Below are 17,163 nucleotides of genomic sequence, written 5' to 3'. Positions count from 1 at the left end.
GATTGCCATGCGCTACGCCACGCTCACCCAACGCATCGCCGGCGACGGAGCCGCGGCCTGGGACATCCACTACCGCGCCCTGGCGCTACAGGCCGAGGGCAAGGACATCTTGTTGCTGTCGGTGGGTGACCCGGACTTCGACACCCCCGCGCCCATCGTCGAGGCGGCCATCGACAGCTTGCGGGCCGGCCATACCCACTACGCCGATGTACGCGGCAAGCTGGCGCTGCGCCAGGCCATCGCCAACCGCCACCGGCAGCGCAGCGGCCAGGCGGTCAGCGCCGACCAGGTGACGGTGCTGGCGGGGGCCCAGTGCGCGCTGTACTGCGTGGCCCAGTGCGTGCTCGACCCGGGCGACGAGGTGATCGTCGCCGAACCGATGTATGTCACCTACGAGGCGGTGTTCGGGGCCTGTGGCGCCAAGGTGGTGCCGGTACCGGTCAAGCCGGAGAACGGCTTTCGCGTGTGCCCGCATGACGTTGCCGAACGCATCACCCCGCGCACCCGCGCGCTGGCCCTGAACAGCCCGCACAACCCTTCGGGGGCGAGCCTGCCGCGCGCCACCTGGGAAGCCCTGGCCGAGCTGTGCATTGCCCATGATCTTTGGCTGATTTCCGACGAGGTGTACAGCGAGCTTTTGTATGAAGGCGAGCATGTCAGCCCGGCCAGCCTGCCGGGCATGGCCGAGCGCACAGCCACGCTGAACAGCCTGTCGAAGTCGCATGCCATGACCGGCTGGCGCATGGGCTGGGTAGTCGGCTCGGCCGAGCTGGCCACGCACCTGGAAAACCTTGCGTTGTGCATGCTGTATGGCTCGCCGGACTTTATCCAGGACGCCGCCGTGGTGGCGTTGGAGCAGCAACTGCCTGAGCTGGACGCCATGCGTGAAGCCTACCGCCAGCGCCGCGACCTGGTATGCGAGCAACTGGCAGGCTGCCCTGGGATAAAGGCACTCAAGCCCGACGGCGGCATGTTCGTGATGGTCGACATCCGTGAAACCGGCCTCAGCGCCCAGGCCTTTGCCGACCGCCTGCTGGACAGCCAGGGCGTGTCGGTGCTGGCCGGTGAGGCCTTTGGGCCGAGCGCCGCCGGGCATATCCGCCTGGGTTTGGTACTCGACATGGAGGCCCTGGCTGACGCCTGCCAGCGCATTGCCCGCTGTGCCGGCGAACTGATCCAGGAGCAGGCCGATGCGTGAGTATGCGCGGCTGTACATCGACGGCGCCTGGCAGGTGCCGAGCGGGCAGGGCATGGCCGAGGTGATCGACCCGGCCAGCGAGCAGGCCATCGGCCGAGTACCGCTAGGCGACGAGGCGGATGTCGAGCGGGCGGTGATGGCGGCGCGGCGGGCCTTCGACGGCTGGTCGCGCACACCGGCCAGCGTGCGCGCGGGGTATATCCGGGCATTGGCCACGCAGCTGAAAAACCGTGTGGCGGAAATGGCAGCGGTCATCACCGACGAGCTGGGCATGCCAGTGCAGTGGTGCCAGGCGGTGCAGGTCGAAGGCCCGATCACCGGGTTGGAGCAGTACGCGGAGCTGGCCGGGCTGATGGATGAAGTGCGCGAAGTCGGCAACTCGCTGGTGTACCGCGAAGCCGTTGGCGTGTGCGCATTCATCAACCCGTGGAACTACCCGCTGCACCAGATGATTGGCAAGCTGGCGCCAGCCCTGGCTGCCGGATGTACCGTCGTGGTCAAGCCCAGCCAGGAAACACCGCTGCACGCGTTTCTGTTGGCCGAGATGATCGAGGCCATTGGCCTGCCTGCCGGGGTGTTCAACCTGGTCAGCGGCCCAGGGGCGAAGGTGGGCGAGGCATTGGCCCGGCACCCGCAGGTGGACATGGTGTCTTTCACCGGTTCTACCGGTGCCGGCGTGCGGGTGGCGCAGACGGCGGCGCCGACGGTGAAGCGTGTATGCCTGGAACTGGGCGGCAAATCGCCGCTGCTGATTACCGCCGATGCCGACCTTCACGCGGCGGTGCGCCATGGCGTGCAGGATGTGATGATCAACTCCGGGCAGACCTGTACGGCGCTGACCCGCATGCTACTACCGGCCAGCCGCTATGCCGAGGCACTGGAGATTGCCGAGGCCGAAACCCGTGCACTGGTCATGGGTGATCCGCGTGACCCGGCCAGCTTCCTCGGGCCGATGTGTTCGGCAGGCCAGCGACGCACGGTGCTCGATTACATTCGCCTGGGCCAGGAGGAGGGCGCGCGCTTGTTGTGCGGTGGTGATCGTGGCGGCTTCGAGCGCGGTTTCTACGTGGCGCCGACGTTGTTCGCCGACGTCGACAACCGCATGCGCATCGCCCAGGAGGAAATCTTTGGCCCGGTGCTGTGCCTGATACCTTATGCCGACGAAGCCCAGGCCCTGGCACTGGCCAATGACTCGCCGTTCGGTTTGTCCAGTGCAGTGTGGGCTGGCAGCCGCGAGCAGGGCCTGGCCTTGGCGCGGCAGATACGTGCCGGGCAGTGCTTCGTCAACGGTGGCGGGTTCAACTACCAGGCGCCGTTCGGTGGCTACAAGCAGTCGGGCAACGGCCGTGAGTGGGGCGAGGAGGGCCTGGCGGAATTCGTCGAGGTCAAAGCGGTGCAGTGCTGAGCCACTGCGGCAAGACAACCTGTTTCGTCTGAGGAGAATGTTTGTGAATGTACTGATCGTCCACGCTCACCCCGAGCCGCAATCGTTCACGGCCGCCCTGCGTGACCAGGCTGTGGCAACCTTCCGCGCCCAGGGCCATCAGGTGCAAGTCAGCGACCTGTACGCCATGGGCTGGAACCCGGTGGCCAGTGCCGATGACTTTACCCAGCGCGAGAACCCCGAGTACCTGGTGTATGCGCTGGAGCAGCGTCAGGGCGTCAAGCGCGGCGCCATTGCCACGGATATCCAGCAGGAGCTGGACAAGCTGTTGTGGGCTGACTTGCTGGTGCTGAACTTCCCGATCTTCTGGTTCTCGGCACCGGCCATGCTCAAGGGCTGGATCGACCGGGTGCTGGTGTCGGGGGTGTGTTACGGCGGCAAGCGCTTCTACGACCAGGGCGGTTTGGCCGGCAAGAAGGCCTTGGTGACCGTGACCCTGGGCGGGCGTGAGCACATGTTTGGCGAGGGGGCGATTCATGGGCCGCTGGAGGATATGCTGCGGCCGATACTGCGGGGCACGCTGGCCTATGTCGGCTTTGACGTGCTGCCGCCGTTCGTGGCCTGGCATGTGCCGTATATCAGTGCCGAGGCGCGGCAGGATTTTCTGCAGCAATACCAGCAGCGCCTGGAGCAGCTGTCGGACGACCAACCCTTGGTGTTCCCGCGGCTGGCGCAGTTCGATGAGGCGTTGTACCCCCTCACCTGATCCCCACACTGCTTTCAATACTGGCGGTGAATCTGTAGGAGCAGCCTTGTGCTGCGAAGAGGCCGGTACGGACGATACAAATGCTTCGTCCGTACCGGCCTCTTCGCAGCACAAGACTGCTCCTACAAAAGCCTGCTCGTAGCGACAAAAACGACCACCCACACATTCGGGGTATGTCCGCCCTCGGCAAATCCCCCGATAGTGAACCCATCGGCTCGATCCGGAGCACTCACACGATGGAGTTGCCATGCGCAAGGTACTGAAGGTGATCGGTGGTCTGCTGCTGGCGTCGGGCGCCAGCCTGGCCCAGGCGGCAGAGGTGGACAGCGGTAACACGTTGCGGTTGTACAACTGGACCGACTACATCGGCGAAACCACCCTGGCCGACTTCGAGAAGGCCACCGGCATCAAGGTCATCTACGACACCTTCGACGGCTACGAAACGGTGCAGACCAAACTGCTCACCGGCCGTTCCGGCTACGACCTGGTCATGCTCAACGCTTCCCTGGTCCCCCCGCTGATCAGCGCCGGTGTGTTCCAGGCACTGGACAAGCAGCAACTGCCCAGCTGGCACAACCTCGACCAGCAAGTGGTGAACAACCTGCAGGGCTACGACCCGGGCCTGAAATATTCGGCGCCCTACACCTGGGGCAGCTCGGGGGTCACCTACAACGTCGACAAGATCACCGCGCGCATGCCCGACGCGCCGATCGGTTCGCTGGCCATGTTGTTCGACCCCAAGATCGTCTCGCGCTTCGCCGACTGCGGTGTCACCCTGATGGACGCCCCCACCGAGGTCATCCCGCTGGCCCTGCAGTACCTGGGCAAGGACCCACGCAGCGCATCGCCCGCCGACCTCAAGGCGGCCGAGCAATTGCTGCTGGGCATCCGCCCCTACATTCGCAAGTTCGACTCGGTGAATTACCTCACCAGCCTGCCCAATGGCGATGTCTGCCTGGCGCTGACCTGGTCCGGCGACTATGCCACCGCCCAGGCCCGCGCAGTGGAGGCGAAGAAGGACATCAAGCTGTCGTTCTTCATCCCCCAGGAAGGTTCGTTGATCTGGTTCGACAACCTGTACATCCCCAAGGATGCGCCGCACGCGGCCAATGCGCACCGCTTCATCGAGTTCCTGCTGCAGCCGCAGACCATGGCCAAGGTCACCGACTACATCCACTACGCCAACAGCAACGCTGCCGCGACCGCGCTGGTGCGTGATGACATCCGTCAGGACCCGGCCATCTACCCCGACGCATCGACCCGCGAACGCCTGTTCGCGCAGAAAACCCAGAGCCCGAAGGACATGCGCGCCATCACCCGGGTCTGGAGCACGGTCAAGACCGGTTTCTGAACACTGCCCAACGATTCCCGCCAAGGAGCTGCCCATGGCCACCCCAAGCAAAGCATTCGTCATTGCCCACGACCCGCTGGTGGAAGCCGACAAGGCCCACTACATGCACGGCTACCATGTGTTCGACGAGCACCGTGAGCAAGGTGCATTGAACATCGTCGCCGGTGAGGGCGCCTACATTCGCGACACCCACGGCAACCGCTTCCTCGATGCCGTCGGTGGCATGTGGTGCACCAATATCGGCCTGGGCCGCGAGGAAATGGCCCTGGCCATTGCCGACCAGGTGCGCCAGCTGGCCTATTCAAACCCGTTCTCCGACATGGCCAACGACGTCGCCATCGAACTGTGCCAGAAGCTCGCGCAGTTGGCGCCGGGCGACTTGAACCATGTGTTCCTCACTACCGGGGGCTCGACGGCGGTCGATACCGCCTACCGGCTGATCCAGTACTACCAGAACTGCCGCGGCAAGCCGCACAAGAAGCACATCATCGCCCGCTACAACGCTTACCACGGCTCCACCACCCTGACCATGTCGATTGGCAACAAGGCCGCCGACCGAGTGCCGGAGTTCGATTACCAGCATGACCTGATCCATCACGTCTCCAACCCCAACCCGTACCGCGCGCCGGACGACATGGACGAGGCCGAGTTCCTCGACTACCTGGTGGCCGAGTTCGAGGACAAGATCCTGTCGCTGGGCGCCGACAACGTGGCGGCGTTCTTCGCCGAGCCGATCATGGGCTCGGGCGGGGTGATCATTCCGCCCAAGGGTTACTTCCTGCGCATGTGGCAGCTGTGCCAGACCTACGACATCCTGTTCGTCGCCGACGAAGTGGTGACCTCGTTCGGGCGCCTGGGGACCTTCTTCGCCAGCGAAGAACTGTTCGGCGTCACCCCCGACATCATCACCACCGCCAAAGGCCTGACCTCGGCCTACCTGCCGCTGGGCGCGTGCATCTTCTCCGAGCGTATCTGGGAGGTGATCGCCGAGCCGGGCAAGGGCCGCTGCTTCACTCACGGGTTCACCTACAGTGGCCACCCGGTGTGCTGCACGGCGGCGCTGAAGAACATCGAGATCATCGAGCGCGAGCAGCTGCTCGATCACGTCAAGGACGTTGGCGGTTACCTTGAACAGCGCCTGCAGAGCCTGCGCGAGCTGCCGTTGGTGGGGGATGTGCGCTGCATGAAGCTGATGGCTTGCGTCGAGTTCGTTGCCGACAAGGCCAGCAAGGCACTGTTCGCCGATGAGGTGAACATTGGCGAGCGCATCCACAGCAAGGCCCAGGCCAAAGGGTTGCTGGTGCGCCCGATCATGCATCTGAACGTGATGTCGCCGCCGTTGATCATCACCCATGCGCAGGTGGACGAGATCGTCGAGACGCTGCGCCAGTGCATCATCGAAACCGCGCGTGAACTCACTGCGCTTGGCCTGTACCAGGGCCGATGAACCTGGCGCAAAGGGCTGTGCGCGGGCGTGCCTGGCAGGCTAGACTGCCGGGCATGACCCAGGCCTCCTCCGACACCCCGCTTACCCTTACATTGGGCGCGCTGCAGCAGTGGCACGCGGCGCTGCAGCGCGCGCTGGCGCAAAGCGAAACCCCCGAAGCCCTGGCGTATGTGGCCGCTGCCATCGGCCAACTGGTGCAGGTGGAGTCGATGATGATCAGTTTGGAGTGCCAGGGGCGTGCGCCGCAGTTGCTCTACCAGCAAGGCATACCCGAACTGCACCGCGCCGCTGTGCTGGAGCGCTATTTCAGCGCAGGCTACCTGCTCGACCCGTTTTGCCTGGCCGTGCAAGGTGGGCTGGCCGAAGGCTTTTACCACCTGCAGGAAATCGCCCCCGACAACTTCTTCGACAGCGACTATTACAAGGCCTATTACCTGGGTACGGGGTGTAGTGAAGACAGCTACTACATCGTCGACCTCAGCGCAGGCCGCAAACTGTCGCTGAGCCTGTTCCAGGGTTGCAGTGGCACGCGCCTGAGTGCCGGGCAGATCGACCTGTTGCGTGCGCTGGAACCGATGGTCCGCGAACTGCTGGGGCGCTATGCCCGGCACAACCTGGAACCCGAGCCTGCCTCAGCCGAGCGCGGCAGCCTGCAGGCGGCGTTCGACAGCTTTGGCTGCCAGGTGCTGACCGACCGTGAACGGGAAGTGGCACACATGATCCTGCGTGGGCATTCGGTGAAGTCCACCGCGCTGGAACTGGGCATCTCGCCGGAGACCGTGCGCATGCACAGGAAGAACCTGTACCTGAAGCTGGAGATCAACTCGCAGTCGGAGCTGTTTGCACGGTTTATCGACTGGTTGCGCAGCGATCACCTCGATATTTAGAAGTTATCGCTGTCCCTGTGGGAGCGGGCGTGCCCGCGAACACGGGCGAAGCTCGTGCCATCCACCGCGGTGCCTGTTTCGCGGGCACGCCCGCTCCCACAGGGATCGCGTCAGTTCTGAAATTTCGAGTAGGTCACGAACCCGCTAGGCGGGCTTCCAGGGCGGAAATGTGCGCCTGTAGCCGCTCATGCTCCTGGCGTTCGGCGCTGATGTCCTCGAACACGCTGATCAGGTGTTCCGGTTCGCCGTTGTCTCGGCGCTGCAGCGAAGTACGGGCGCGTACCCAGATGTATTCGCCGTTCTTGTGGCGCACGCGTTTTTCCACCTCGTAACGCTCGGTTTCACCGGCCAGCATGCGCTGCAGCAATTGCAGGTTTTGCGCCAGGTCGTCGGTGTGGGTGATCTGCTGGAAGGTCATGCCATACAGCTCGTCGGCACGGTAGCCCAGCAGCTCGCACAGGCTGTTGTTGACCCGCTGCCAGGTGCCGTCTGGGGCAATGTAGGCGAGGGCGCCCCAGGCCAGCTCGAAGATCGCCCGAAAGCGCTCCTCGCTTTGGCTCAGCGCCTGTTGGGCCACCTGGCGTTCGGTGTTGTCCATGCTGATGCCGACCATTTTCACCGAGCGGCCGGCACTGTCACGCACTACCGTGGCGCGGGAGGAAATCCAGCGCACTTCACCGTCTGGGCGGGTAATGCGGAAGTCACATTCACAACCGCTGCCGTCGGCCACCGCATCGGCGTACATCACCTGCATGCGCTGCACGTCTTCGTCGGGGAGGTGCTTCCAGAAGTCTTCGTTGTGATGGACAGGCCAGCCATACACCTGCTCGACATTGGGCGAGTAGGTGACTTCGTCGCTGATCAGGTTCCACTCCCAGGTGACGATGCGCGCACCTTCCTGGGCCAGCTTCATGCGGGTTTCGCTTTCCATGATCTCGGCGGTCAGGCGCCGGCGCAGGTCGGTCATGGGCAGCTCGACCACCTGCGGTTGCTGGATGTTTTGCAGCGCTTCGTCGCCATAGCGCAGCCAGATCCAGTTGACCTTGAGAAAGTCGGCCAGCTTGCGCAGGTTGTCGTAGTCGATCTCACCGCCCCGGGTCCATTTATGCACGGCGGTGCGGGAGATGCCCAGGGCCGTGCCCACGGCTTGCAGGGTCAGCTTGTGATGCTCGAGCAGTTCCTTGAGGCGGAAGGCGAAGCTGTTTTCCAACATCGGCAGGGTGTCCTGATCTGGGCAAGAGCCTGCCAGTATACGCAACTTGTCAACTTTGGGTTGACGTTGGGGCGCGGGACGCAGTACCTGTAGGAGCGGGCTTGCCCGCGAAGCAGACACCGCGGTGGCTGGCACGGGCTTCGCCCGTGTTCGCGGGCAAGCCCGCTCCCACAGAAGCCCGCACAAACCTTCAATACTTACAAGTCAAGCACCAGCCGCGCCGTACGGGCACGCGAGACGCATAGCATGATGCTCTGCTGGGCGGCTTTTTCTTCGTCGCTCAGGTACTGGTCGTAATGCTCGGCTTCACCTTCGAGGATGGCCGTTTCGCAGGTGCCGCACACACCTTCGCGGCACAGGCACTCGACCTTGGCAGCCTTGGACTTCTCGATGGCCTGCAGAATGGTCATGCCTTCTTCCACCTGCAGTTCCACACCCGACTGTGCCAGGACCACGGTGAAGGCACTGCCGGTGACCGGGGTGGCGGCGAACTGTTCCCAATGCACGCGATGCTCGGCGATGCCGGCCTCGGCGGCGCAGGCGATGACCGCGTCGATCAGCGGTTTGGGGCCGCACACGTACAGGTGCGCTTGCTCGTCCAGCCCTGCGCAAAGGACCTTGAGGTCGAGCTTGCGGTCGAGGCTGTCGATGTAGAAATGGGTGTTGGCAGCATGCGGGCCGCTGGCCAGCTGGTCCTGGAACGCGCCGTGCTCCGGCGCGCGGAAGGCATAGTGCAGTTCATAGTCGGCGCTGCCGCCTTCCAGTTCGTGCAACTGGGCCAGGAACGGGGTAATGCCGATGCCGCCGGCAATCAACACATGACGGCCAGCCGAAGGGTCGAGGGCGAACAGGTTGTTGGGCGAGGAGATGGTCAGGCAGGTACCGACTTCCACCTGCTGGTGCATGAACGCCGAGCCACCCTTGGACTGCTCTTCCAGGCGCACGCCAATCTGGTAGCTGCGGGTGTCGCGCGGGTCGCTCATCAGCGAGTAGGCGTTGCTGAACTGGCTGCCGTCGGCGCCTTGCATCTGCACGATGACATGGCTGCCGCCGGTGAAGGCGGGCATCGCCGCGCCGTCTTCGCGGGCCAGGGTAAAGCGCTTGATCAGCGGCGTGGCTTGTTCCACGTCGGTCACGCGTACGCTGAACATTTCATAAGTGTTGGCCATGGGTCACCTCGACTGCCTGGGTGCGCGGCAGGCCCTGCCGCGCACCTTTACGTGCATATAAACGTGGAGCGGTTGCCATCAATCGTCGAGGTGGGCCACGGCGATCAGGTTGTGGAAGTGGGCAATGCCGTGCTCGCTCATGCCGCTGCGCTGGCGGTCGGCCATGATCCGGCCCTGGCCGCGGTAGCCGCGTGACTTCAGGCCTTTCTGCACGCTTTCAACCAGGCGCAGGTCTTCTGGGCGGAACACTTCGCGGTACCAGTCGATCAGCTTCTGCTGTTCCTCGGTGATGTCCTTGTTGAGGAAATAGATGTCGTAGTGCTGCAGGGTGGTTTCGGCATCGACCGGGAACTCGTAGATCACGGTCATGAAGTTGGCCCCTGGCGGCACGTTGAACATGGTGCACGGCCAGGCCCAGAAGCCGGCGAACGACGGGTCTTTGACGTTGTCATCGAACTTGAACGACTGCTCCGAAGGCTTGGCCAGGCCATATTGCAGGGTCCAGTTGCCGTGCAGGCTGTGGCTGTACTGGCCAACGTCCACCGAGTCGGAGAAACCGGGGTGGGCAGGGGCGCAGTGGTAGCACTCGAGGTAGTTGTCGACGATCGACTTCCAGTTGGCCGGGGTGTCGCTGACGAAGCGCGCAGCCAGGTGCAGGTCGTCGATCACCGCGCAGGCTTCGCGCATGCGCGCTTGCAGGCCTGGCAGCTGGTCTTCGACGGAGCCTGCGTCCATGTCCATGTTGATGAAGATGAAACCGGCGTATTCCTCTACGCGCAGTTGCACCAGGGTGGAGTTTTCCTTGTCGAAGTTGACCACGTTGTCGCAGTTGCGCGCGTGGGCCAGTTCGCCGTCGAGCTTGAAGGTCCAGGCGTGGTACGGGCAGGTGATGACGTTCTTGGCCTTGCCGCTGCCGCTGAGCAACTGGTGGCCACGGTGCGGGCAGACGTTGTAGAACGCGCGCAGCACGCTGTCACGGCCACGTACGACGATGATGCTTTCGCCAATCACTTCACGGGTGATGTAGGCGTTGTTGTCTGCCACTTCGCTGCGGTGGCCTACGCAGATCCAGCTGCGGGCGAAGATGGCTTCCTTTTCGTGCTCGAATACCGCGCCTTGGGTGTAGAAGTTGGCGGGGATGGTGAAGGCCTCGTCGGCGTTCGCGCAGAAATCGGCGGGCAGGCGTTTGAAGTCGTTCATGACAGGGTTCTCACAAGCTCGGTTTGTAGTTGTTGGTTAACACGTATCTGTTGGTTAACAGATCAGGCAAAAAAATTTGCAGTGATCAAGGGGCTGCTTTGCAGCCCCATCGCGAGCAAACTCGCGCCTACAAGGGTTATCAGTGCACGGCGGCAGCGCTGCGCGGGGCCTGTTCGGTAGATTCCTCACCGGCCATGCGTGCAGCTTCTTCTTCGATGACGTGGGCCGATACCTGGCCGTAGTCAGCGATCATCCACTTGAAGAAGCCGTAGATCTTCACCAGCAGAATCACCATGAACGGGATGGCGGTCAGCACTACGGCGGTTTTCATGGTCGATAGCGAGGCCTTGGCGAACAGCATGGCCAACGGCACCAGGGTCAGCACCACGCACCAGAACAGGCGGTGGGTTGGCGTCGGGTCGTCGCCTTCACGCAGGTTGCGGGTGCTGGTGGCAGCCACCGCGTAGGCTGCGGCATCCATGTGCGAGGCACAGAAGATGGCCATGATGAACAGGTACACGCCAAGGAACACTTGGCCCCATGGCAAGGCCAGCAGCAGGTGCGTGACAGCCGATTCGCCGCCTTGTTCGGCGAGCATCTTCGGCACATCCACCGCGCCGGTGATGAACTGGTGCATGCTGTAGCTTTCCAGCGCGCCGAAGAAGAACCAGCAACCGAAGCTGCCACCCAGCAGCAAAGCCAGGACCACTTCCTTGATCTGCCGGCCGCGCGAAACGCGGGTCACGAACATGGCCACGCCCGGGGCGTACGACACCCACCACAGCCAGTAGAACACTGTCCAGTTGCGGGTGAAGGCACCGTCGCCGGCCGGGTCGGTGAACAGGCTCATGTGCACGTAGTTCTGGATCATCAGGCCAATCGAATTGGCCGTGTTGTTGATGGTGAACTGGGTCGGGCCGACCAACAGGATCACGGCGGCGAACACCAGGGCGCCGATGCACACCATCTTGCTCAGGCGCTGCAGGCCGCCATCGATGCCGATGTAGGAACTGAGCGAGAACATCACCGCCACGCCGCCGATCACCATCAATTGCACGGTGAAGGTGTCCGGGGTGCCGGTCAGGTCATGCAGGCCGCGGGTCAGGGTGGAAGCCGTCAGGGCCAGCGATACGGTCAGCGCGCCCATCATGGTCAGCAGGAAGATCAGGTCGACGCTGCGACCTACCGGGCCGGTGGCCTTGAAGCCGGTCACCGCTTCGACGATCGAGGCCAGGTTCAGGCCGCTCTTCTTGCGTACATGGAAGTGGTAGGCCATGGCCAGCGACGCCAAGGCGTAGATCGACCAGGCGCTGATGCCCCAGTGGAAGAACGAGTAACCCACGCTGTATTCCAGCGCCTTGGGGGTGGCGGCGGCGATGTTCAGGCCTGGGGTCTGGTAATAGTAGGCCCATTCCATCACGCCCCAGTACAGGGTCGAGGACCCCATGCCGGCACAGATGAACATGAACACCCAGGTGGCGGTGGCGTATTCAGGCTTGCCACTGCCCAGGCGGATGTTGCCGTACTTGCTGAAAGCCAGGTACAGCACGGCCAGGGTACTGGCGAACACCAGCACCTGCACACTGGTACCGAAGGTGCGGGTGGACAGTTCGAACAACTGGTTTGCAGCGCTTTCAGCTTGGGCGGGGAAGGCTGCAAGGCCGATTACGGTGAGCAGCACGGCAATCAGGCTCACGGTAATCAGGAACACATCAATCTTTTTATTCTTGTGCGACATCATCGTCTCCTGGGACGTTGGCGTACTTGTCATACCCGGCAGGCATCCGGGGTGTAGCGGTGCAACTCCTTCCGTGGTTGTTAACCTTTAGTTTACTAATATCTAATGGTTAACAGATTTTGCATACAATCTTCGCTGCTCGCAAGAGGCAAGGGGCCGATTGTCAGACACTTCTGACAATCGGCCCCCTGTGCATCAGGCTTCGACCAGCGCGGTGATGGCCTGGCCCACTTGCTGGGTGGACTGCTGGCCACCCATGTCGCGGGTGACATCACCGGCGGCGATGACGTGTTCGATCGCCTTGAGGATGTCGTCGTGGGCGGCGCGGTAGCGTGGGTCGGCGCCGTCGTTGCCGAGGAAGTCGAGCATCAGCGCACCCGACCAGATCATCGCGATCGGGTTGGCGATGTTCTTGCCGTAGATGTCCGGAGCCGAACCGTGCACCGGTTCGAACAGCGACGGGAATTTGCGCTCGGGGTTGAGGTTGGCCGATGGCGCGATGCCGATGGTGCCGGCGCAGGCTGGGCCGAGGTCGGAGAGGATGTCGCCGAACAGGTTCGAAGCCACTACCACGTCAAAGCGGTCCGGCTGCAGCACGAAGCGCGCGCAGAGGATATCGATGTGCTGCTTGTCCCAGCTGATTTCCGGATAATTGGCAGCCATCGCCGCAGTCCGTTCGTCCCAGTACGGCATGCTCACGGCCATGCCGTTGGACTTGGTCGCCGAGGTGACATGCTTGCGCTCGCGGGTCTGGGCCACGTCGAACGCGTACTTGAGGATGCGGTCGACGCCGCGACGGGTGAATACCGACTCCTGCAGCACGAACTCGTTCTCGGTGCCTTCGAACATGCGCCCGCCCAGCGACGAGTATTCGCCTTCGGTGTTTTCGCGGATGACCACGAAGTCGATGTCGCCTGGTTCACGGCCAGCCAGCGGGCAAGGTACGCCAGGGAACAGGCGCACCGGGCGAATGTTCACATACTGGTCGAAGTCGCGGCGGAACTTGAGCAGCGAACCCCACAGCGAGATGTGGTCCGGCACCTTGTCTGGCCAGCCCACGGCACCGAAGTACAGGGCGTCAAAATCCTTGAGCTGTTCGAACCAGTCGTCCGGCATCATCTTGCCGTGGGCGAGGTAATAATCGCAGCTGGCCCACTCGAAGAACTCGAAGCTGATGTCCAGGCCATGCTTGCGCGCTGCGGCCTCGACGACGCGAATGCCTTCTGGCAGTACTTCGTTGCCGATGCCATCGCCGGGGATTGCCGCAATTCTGAATGTCTTGCTCATGGGGTGCACTCGTTGTCCAGGGAACAGGTGCTGGTTATGCTATAGCGGCTTGAACCGGAGATAATCTGGCCATTCATGGATTCTTGGAACACGCTACGTGAATAATCTACCCAACCTCGACGACCTCAACATCTTCCTGCAGGTGGCCAAGCGTGCCAGTTTCGCGGCCGTGGCCGACGAACTGGGCATGTCGGCGGCGTACATCAGCAAGCGCATCCGCATGCTCGAGCAAACCTTGGAAGTGCGCCTGTTGCACCGCACTACCCGGCGGGTGACGGTGAGCGAGGAGGGCGAGCGGGTGTACCAGTGGGCGTTGCAGATATTCGATGCGGTGCAGCGTATGGGCGATGACATCAGTGCCCAGCACCGCGAGCCGGCCGGGCAATTGCGCATTGCCAGCAGCCTGGGCCTGGGCAGGCGCTTTGTGGCGCCGGCCTTGTCGGAGCTGGCCGAGCGCTACCCACGGTTGGACATTCGCCTGGACGTGCACGACCGCCTGGTGGACTTGATTGCCGAAGGCGTAGACCTGGACATTCGCGTGGGCAATGCCATTGCCCCCAACCTGATCGCCAAGCCGTTGGCGCGTAACCGGCGGGTACTCTGTGCCGCGCCCGCTTACCTGGCCCGGCGCGGTATGCCCAAGGCGCTGGGAGACCTGGCCAGCCATGACTGCCTGGTGATCAAGGAGCGCGACCACCCGTTCGGCGTATGGCAGCTGATGGGCCCGGAAGGTGAGGAGGGTGTGCGGGTAACGGGCGGGCTGTCGACCAACCATGGCGAAGTGGCGCACCAGTGGTGCCTGGACGGTCGCGGGATACTGCTGCGCTCGTGGTGGGATGTGCACGACAGCCTGCAGGACGGGCGCTTGGTGCAAGTGCTGGAGGACTACCACCAGCCGGCGGATATCTGGGCGGTGTACGCCTCGCCGCTGGCCAGCTCGGCCAAGGTGCGGGTGGCGGTGGACTTTTTCCGGCAGTATTTTGCCGAGCGTTACAGTTTGCCGGGGTAGGTCGCTCCCAAATCATACGCGCTCCGCTGTTGATTTTTGTGGGATCAACTGCCTTGCACTATCAGTCAGGCTACCGCATCACCCTGTAGGAGCAGCCTTGTGCTGCGAAGAGGCCGGTAAGGCTGAAGATTATCTTCGGTTGCAATGGCCTCTTCGCAGCGCAAGGCTGCTCCTACAAAAATCAAAAGCGGAGCGCGGTGGCCTTCAGGGCACCGGTATCTTTTGTTTTTTTGTGGGGTCAACTGCCTTGCACCATCAGTCAGGCTACCGCATCAGCCTGTAGGAGCAGCCTTGTGCTGCGAAGAGGCCGGTAAGGCTGAAGATTATCTTCGGTTGCAATGGCCTCTTCGCAGCACAAGGCTGCTCCTACAAAGGAAGGTGCTGTGCAATCAACCCCAGGCACCGCTGCACCATGGGGCTCACATCACCTTTGCGCCGGCTAAGGATGATCGGGCTGACGGCGCCGCTATCGAGCAGGCTGACATACTCGATATCGGCCCGGTGCTGTTGTCGTACCGACGCCGGTACCAGGGTCACCCCCACGCCGACGGCCACCAGGCCGATGGCAGTCTGCAGTTCGTTGGCCCACTGGCTGACGCGGATACTCATGCCGTGCTGCGCGAACAGCGCCAGCACATGGTCGGCGTAACTGGGCCGGGGGTTGGCCGGGTAGAGGATGAACGCTTCGCCCGCCAGTTGGGCCAGGCTGAGCGGGCTACCCGCCAGCGGGTGGCCCTTGGGCAGCACGGCCACCAGCGGGTCCTCGCACAGCACCTGCTGGTGAATGGCCGGGTCATCGATGCGAATGCGCCCGAAGGCGATGTCGATGCGCCCGCTTTTAAGCGCCTCCACCTGCTGCAGCGTGGTCATCTCGCTCAGGCCCAGTTCCAGTTCGCTGTCCTGGCGCAATTCGCGAATCAGCTCCGGCAGCACGGTGTAGAGGGTGGAGGGCGCAAAGCCGATACCTAACCACTGGCGCTGGCCCTGGCCGATGCGGCGGGTGTTGTCGCTGATGTTCTGCAACTGCTGCAGCACGGTACAGGTCTGCTCATAGAAAAAGCGACCCGCTTCGGTCAGCCGCAGCGGGCGTTCGCGCACCACCAGCAGGGTGCCGAGCTGGTCCTCCAATTGGCTGATCTGCCGGCTCAGCGGGGGCTGGGCGATGTGCAGCAGCTCGGCGGCGCGGGTGAAGTTCAGGGTTTCGGCCAGGACCTTGAAGTAACGCAAATGGCGCAGCTCCATCAGACCTCCAGGGTATGGTGGGAGATTCATTTGATATTGGACGCTCATCAGGGTCTCGCGCAATCCTTGAACAATCAAGTAAATGCACCATTCGGGCCTGCAACTCGCAGCCCGACCTGACGGGACCTGGCAACAATGACAAGCGCGCTGATTGAACGTATAGATGCAATTATCGTCGACCTGCCGACCATTCGCCCGCACAAGCTGGCAATGCACACCATGCAGCAGCAGACCCTGGTGGTATTGCGCGTGCGCTGCAGCGATGGCGTAGAGGGTATCGGCGAGGCCACCACCATCGGTGGCCTGGCCTATGGCTACGAAAGCCCCGAGGGCATCAAGGCCAATATCGACGCGCACCTGGCGCCCGCACTGATCGGCCTGCCGGCAGACAACATCAACGCCGCCATGCTCAAACTGGACAAGCTGGCCAAGGGCAACACCTTTGCCAAGTCGGGCCTCGAAAGCGCCTTGCTCGACGCCCAGGGCAAGCGCCTGGGCCTGCCGGTCAGTGAACTGCTGGGCGGCCGCGTGCGGGACAGCCTGGAAGTGGCCTGGACGCTGGCCAGCGGCGACACCGCCCGCGATATCGCCGAAGCTCAGCACATGCTGGAAATTCGCCGGCACCGGGTGTTCAAGCTGAAGATCGGTGCCAACCCGGTGGCGCAGGACCTCAAGCACGTGGTGGCGATCAAGCGCGAACTGGGCGACAGCGCCAGCGTGCGGGTCGACGTCAACCAGTACTGGGACGAGTCTCAGGCCATCCGTGCCTGCCAGGTGCTCGGCGACAACGGCATCGACCTGATCGAACAGCCGATTTCGCGCATCAACCGTGGTGGCCAGGTGCGCCTGAACCAGCGCAGCCCGGCACCGATCATGGCCGATGAATCGATCGAAAGCGTCGAAGATGCCTTCAGCCTGGCCGCCGACGGTGCCGCCAGCATCTTCGCCCTGAAAATCGCCAAGAACGGTGGCCCGCGTGCTGTCCTGCGTACTGCGCAGATCGCCGAGGCCGCGGGCATCGCCTTGTACGGCGGCACCATGCTCGAAGGCTCGATCGGCACCCTGGCCTCGGCCCATGCCTTCCTCACCCTGCGCCAGCTCACCTGGGGCACCGAGCTGTTCGGGCCACTGCTGCTGACCGAGGAGATCGTCAACGAGCCGCCTCAATACCGCGACTTCCAACTGCACATCCCCCATACCCCAGGCCTGGGCCTGACCCTGGACGAACAGCGCCTGGCGCGTTTCGCCCGTCGCTGATAAGCAAGCAAGGAG

At 63.2% G+C, this 17,163-nt stretch carries 14 protein-coding genes; 8 read left to right on the top strand and 6 right to left on the bottom strand.

Going from position 1 to position 17,163, the window contains the following annotated elements; genetic code table 11:
* Window positions 1-7: 7 nt before the first annotated feature.
* The 6 genes from ACNFBR_RS08820 to ACNFBR_RS08795 all read left to right on the top strand — a co-directional run bounded on the left by ACNFBR_RS08820 (window position 8) and on the right by ACNFBR_RS08795 (window position 7,033).
* Window positions 8-1,198 (top strand): pyridoxal phosphate-dependent aminotransferase, encoded by a 1,191-nt coding sequence (locus ACNFBR_RS08820; RefSeq protein WP_416734558.1) that lies wholly within the window; start codon window positions 8-10, stop codon window positions 1,196-1,198.
* Window positions 1,191-2,603, top strand: coding sequence for an aldehyde dehydrogenase family protein (locus ACNFBR_RS08815; RefSeq protein ID WP_416734557.1), 1,413 nt, complete (start codon window positions 1,191-1,193; stop codon window positions 2,601-2,603). The genes ACNFBR_RS08820 and ACNFBR_RS08815 overlap by 8 nt, the downstream gene beginning before the upstream one ends.
* A 43-nt stretch (window positions 2,604-2,646) precedes the next feature.
* Window positions 2,647-3,348, top strand: a complete 702-nt coding sequence (locus tag ACNFBR_RS08810) for an NAD(P)H-dependent oxidoreductase (protein ID WP_416734556.1) — start codon at window positions 2,647-2,649, stop codon at window positions 3,346-3,348.
* Window positions 3,349-3,595: 247 nt separating this feature from the next.
* Window positions 3,596-4,699, top strand: coding sequence for a polyamine ABC transporter substrate-binding protein (locus tag ACNFBR_RS08805; RefSeq protein WP_416734555.1), 1,104 nt, complete (start codon window positions 3,596-3,598; stop codon window positions 4,697-4,699).
* 34 nt (window positions 4,700-4,733) lie between these two features.
* Complete coding sequence (locus ACNFBR_RS08800) at window positions 4,734-6,146, top strand: aminotransferase (RefSeq protein ID WP_416734554.1); 1,413 nt, start codon at window positions 4,734-4,736, stop codon at window positions 6,144-6,146.
* Window positions 6,143-7,033 (top strand): helix-turn-helix transcriptional regulator, encoded by an 891-nt coding sequence (locus ACNFBR_RS08795; protein WP_416734553.1) that lies wholly within the window; start codon window positions 6,143-6,145, stop codon window positions 7,031-7,033. Before ACNFBR_RS08800 ends, ACNFBR_RS08795 begins: the two co-directional genes overlap by 4 nt.
* Window positions 7,034-7,166: 133 nt before the next feature.
* Here the strand turns inward: ACNFBR_RS08795 and ACNFBR_RS08790 are convergent, their stop codons facing one another.
* The 5 genes from ACNFBR_RS08790 to ACNFBR_RS08770 all read right to left on the bottom strand — a co-directional run bounded on the left by ACNFBR_RS08790 (window position 7,167) and on the right by ACNFBR_RS08770 (window position 13,640).
* Window positions 7,167-8,246, bottom strand: a complete 1,080-nt coding sequence (locus ACNFBR_RS08790; protein WP_416734552.1) for a PAS domain-containing protein — start codon at window positions 8,244-8,246, stop codon at window positions 7,167-7,169.
* Window positions 8,247-8,443: 197 nt separating this feature from the next.
* A complete protein-coding gene (locus ACNFBR_RS08785) occupies window positions 8,444-9,415 on the bottom strand; it encodes a PDR/VanB family oxidoreductase (protein ID WP_416734551.1) in 972 nt (323 codons plus the stop codon).
* A gap of 78 nt (window positions 9,416-9,493) precedes the next feature.
* Window positions 9,494-10,615 carry an aromatic ring-hydroxylating oxygenase subunit alpha gene (locus ACNFBR_RS08780; RefSeq protein WP_416734550.1) on the bottom strand — a complete coding sequence of 374 codons (1,122 nt, stop codon included), beginning with the start codon at window positions 10,613-10,615 and terminating at the stop codon, window positions 9,494-9,496.
* A gap of 139 nt (window positions 10,616-10,754) precedes the next feature.
* Window positions 10,755-12,353 carry a BCCT family transporter gene (locus ACNFBR_RS08775; RefSeq protein ID WP_416734549.1) on the bottom strand — a complete coding sequence of 533 codons (1,599 nt, stop codon included), beginning with the start codon at window positions 12,351-12,353 and terminating at the stop codon, window positions 10,755-10,757.
* A 195-nt stretch (window positions 12,354-12,548) separates the two neighbouring features.
* Window positions 12,549-13,640: a tartrate dehydrogenase gene (locus tag ACNFBR_RS08770; protein ID WP_416734548.1), complete on the bottom strand. Its 1,092-nt coding sequence runs from the start codon at window positions 13,638-13,640 to the stop codon at window positions 12,549-12,551.
* Between the two features lie 97 nt (window positions 13,641-13,737).
* Between ACNFBR_RS08770 and ACNFBR_RS08765 the strand changes: the two genes are divergently transcribed.
* A complete protein-coding gene (locus tag ACNFBR_RS08765; protein ID WP_416734547.1) occupies window positions 13,738-14,649 on the top strand; it encodes a LysR substrate-binding domain-containing protein in 912 nt (303 codons plus the stop codon).
* Between the two features lie 366 nt (window positions 14,650-15,015).
* Here ACNFBR_RS08765 and catR read toward each other — a convergent pair whose 3' ends face one another.
* Complete coding sequence (catR, locus tag ACNFBR_RS08760) at window positions 15,016-15,891, bottom strand: HTH-type transcriptional regulator CatR (RefSeq protein ID WP_416734546.1); 876 nt, start codon at window positions 15,889-15,891, stop codon at window positions 15,016-15,018.
* A gap of 135 nt (window positions 15,892-16,026) precedes the next feature.
* Between catR and ACNFBR_RS08755 the strand changes: the two genes are divergently transcribed.
* On the top strand, window positions 16,027-17,148 hold the full coding sequence (locus ACNFBR_RS08755; RefSeq protein WP_416734545.1) for a muconate cycloisomerase family protein: 1,122 nt from the start codon (window positions 16,027-16,029) through the stop codon (window positions 17,146-17,148).
* Window positions 17,149-17,163 lie beyond the last annotated feature (15 nt).

The organism is Pseudomonas sp. NY11955 (assembly GCF_048068035.1).
Taxonomy (GTDB): domain Bacteria; phylum Pseudomonadota; class Gammaproteobacteria; order Pseudomonadales; family Pseudomonadaceae; genus Aquipseudomonas.
This window is presented reverse-complemented; position numbering and strand designations above follow the sequence as displayed.

Bases quoted from the DNA above. Each gene is read 5' to 3' on its own strand.
- catR (WP_416734546.1), bottom strand. From the start codon at position 15,891: ATGGAGCTGCGCCATTTGCGTTACTTCAAGGTCCTGGCCGAAACCCTG.
- ACNFBR_RS08795 (WP_416734553.1), top strand. From the start codon at position 6,143: ATGAACCTGGCGCAAAGGGCTGTGCGCGGGCGTGCCTGGCAGGCTAGA.
- ACNFBR_RS08800 (WP_416734554.1), top strand. From the start codon at position 4,734: ATGGCCACCCCAAGCAAAGCATTCGTCATTGCCCACGACCCGCTGGTG.
- ACNFBR_RS08775 (WP_416734549.1), bottom strand. From the start codon at position 12,353: ATGTCGCACAAGAATAAAAAGATTGATGTGTTCCTGATTACCGTGAGC.
- ACNFBR_RS08790 (WP_416734552.1), bottom strand. From the start codon at position 8,246: ATGTTGGAAAACAGCTTCGCCTTCCGCCTCAAGGAACTGCTCGAGCAT.
- ACNFBR_RS08805 (WP_416734555.1), top strand. From the start codon at position 3,596: ATGCGCAAGGTACTGAAGGTGATCGGTGGTCTGCTGCTGGCGTCGGGC.
- ACNFBR_RS08755 (WP_416734545.1), top strand. From the start codon at position 16,027: ATGACAAGCGCGCTGATTGAACGTATAGATGCAATTATCGTCGACCTG.
- ACNFBR_RS08770 (WP_416734548.1), bottom strand. From the start codon at position 13,640: ATGAGCAAGACATTCAGAATTGCGGCAATCCCCGGCGATGGCATCGGC.
- ACNFBR_RS08820 (WP_416734558.1), top strand. From the start codon at position 8: ATGCGCTACGCCACGCTCACCCAACGCATCGCCGGCGACGGAGCCGCG.
- ACNFBR_RS08815 (WP_416734557.1), top strand. From the start codon at position 1,191: ATGCGTGAGTATGCGCGGCTGTACATCGACGGCGCCTGGCAGGTGCCG.
- ACNFBR_RS08780 (WP_416734550.1), bottom strand. From the start codon at position 10,615: ATGAACGACTTCAAACGCCTGCCCGCCGATTTCTGCGCGAACGCCGAC.
- ACNFBR_RS08785 (WP_416734551.1), bottom strand. From the start codon at position 9,415: ATGGCCAACACTTATGAAATGTTCAGCGTACGCGTGACCGACGTGGAA.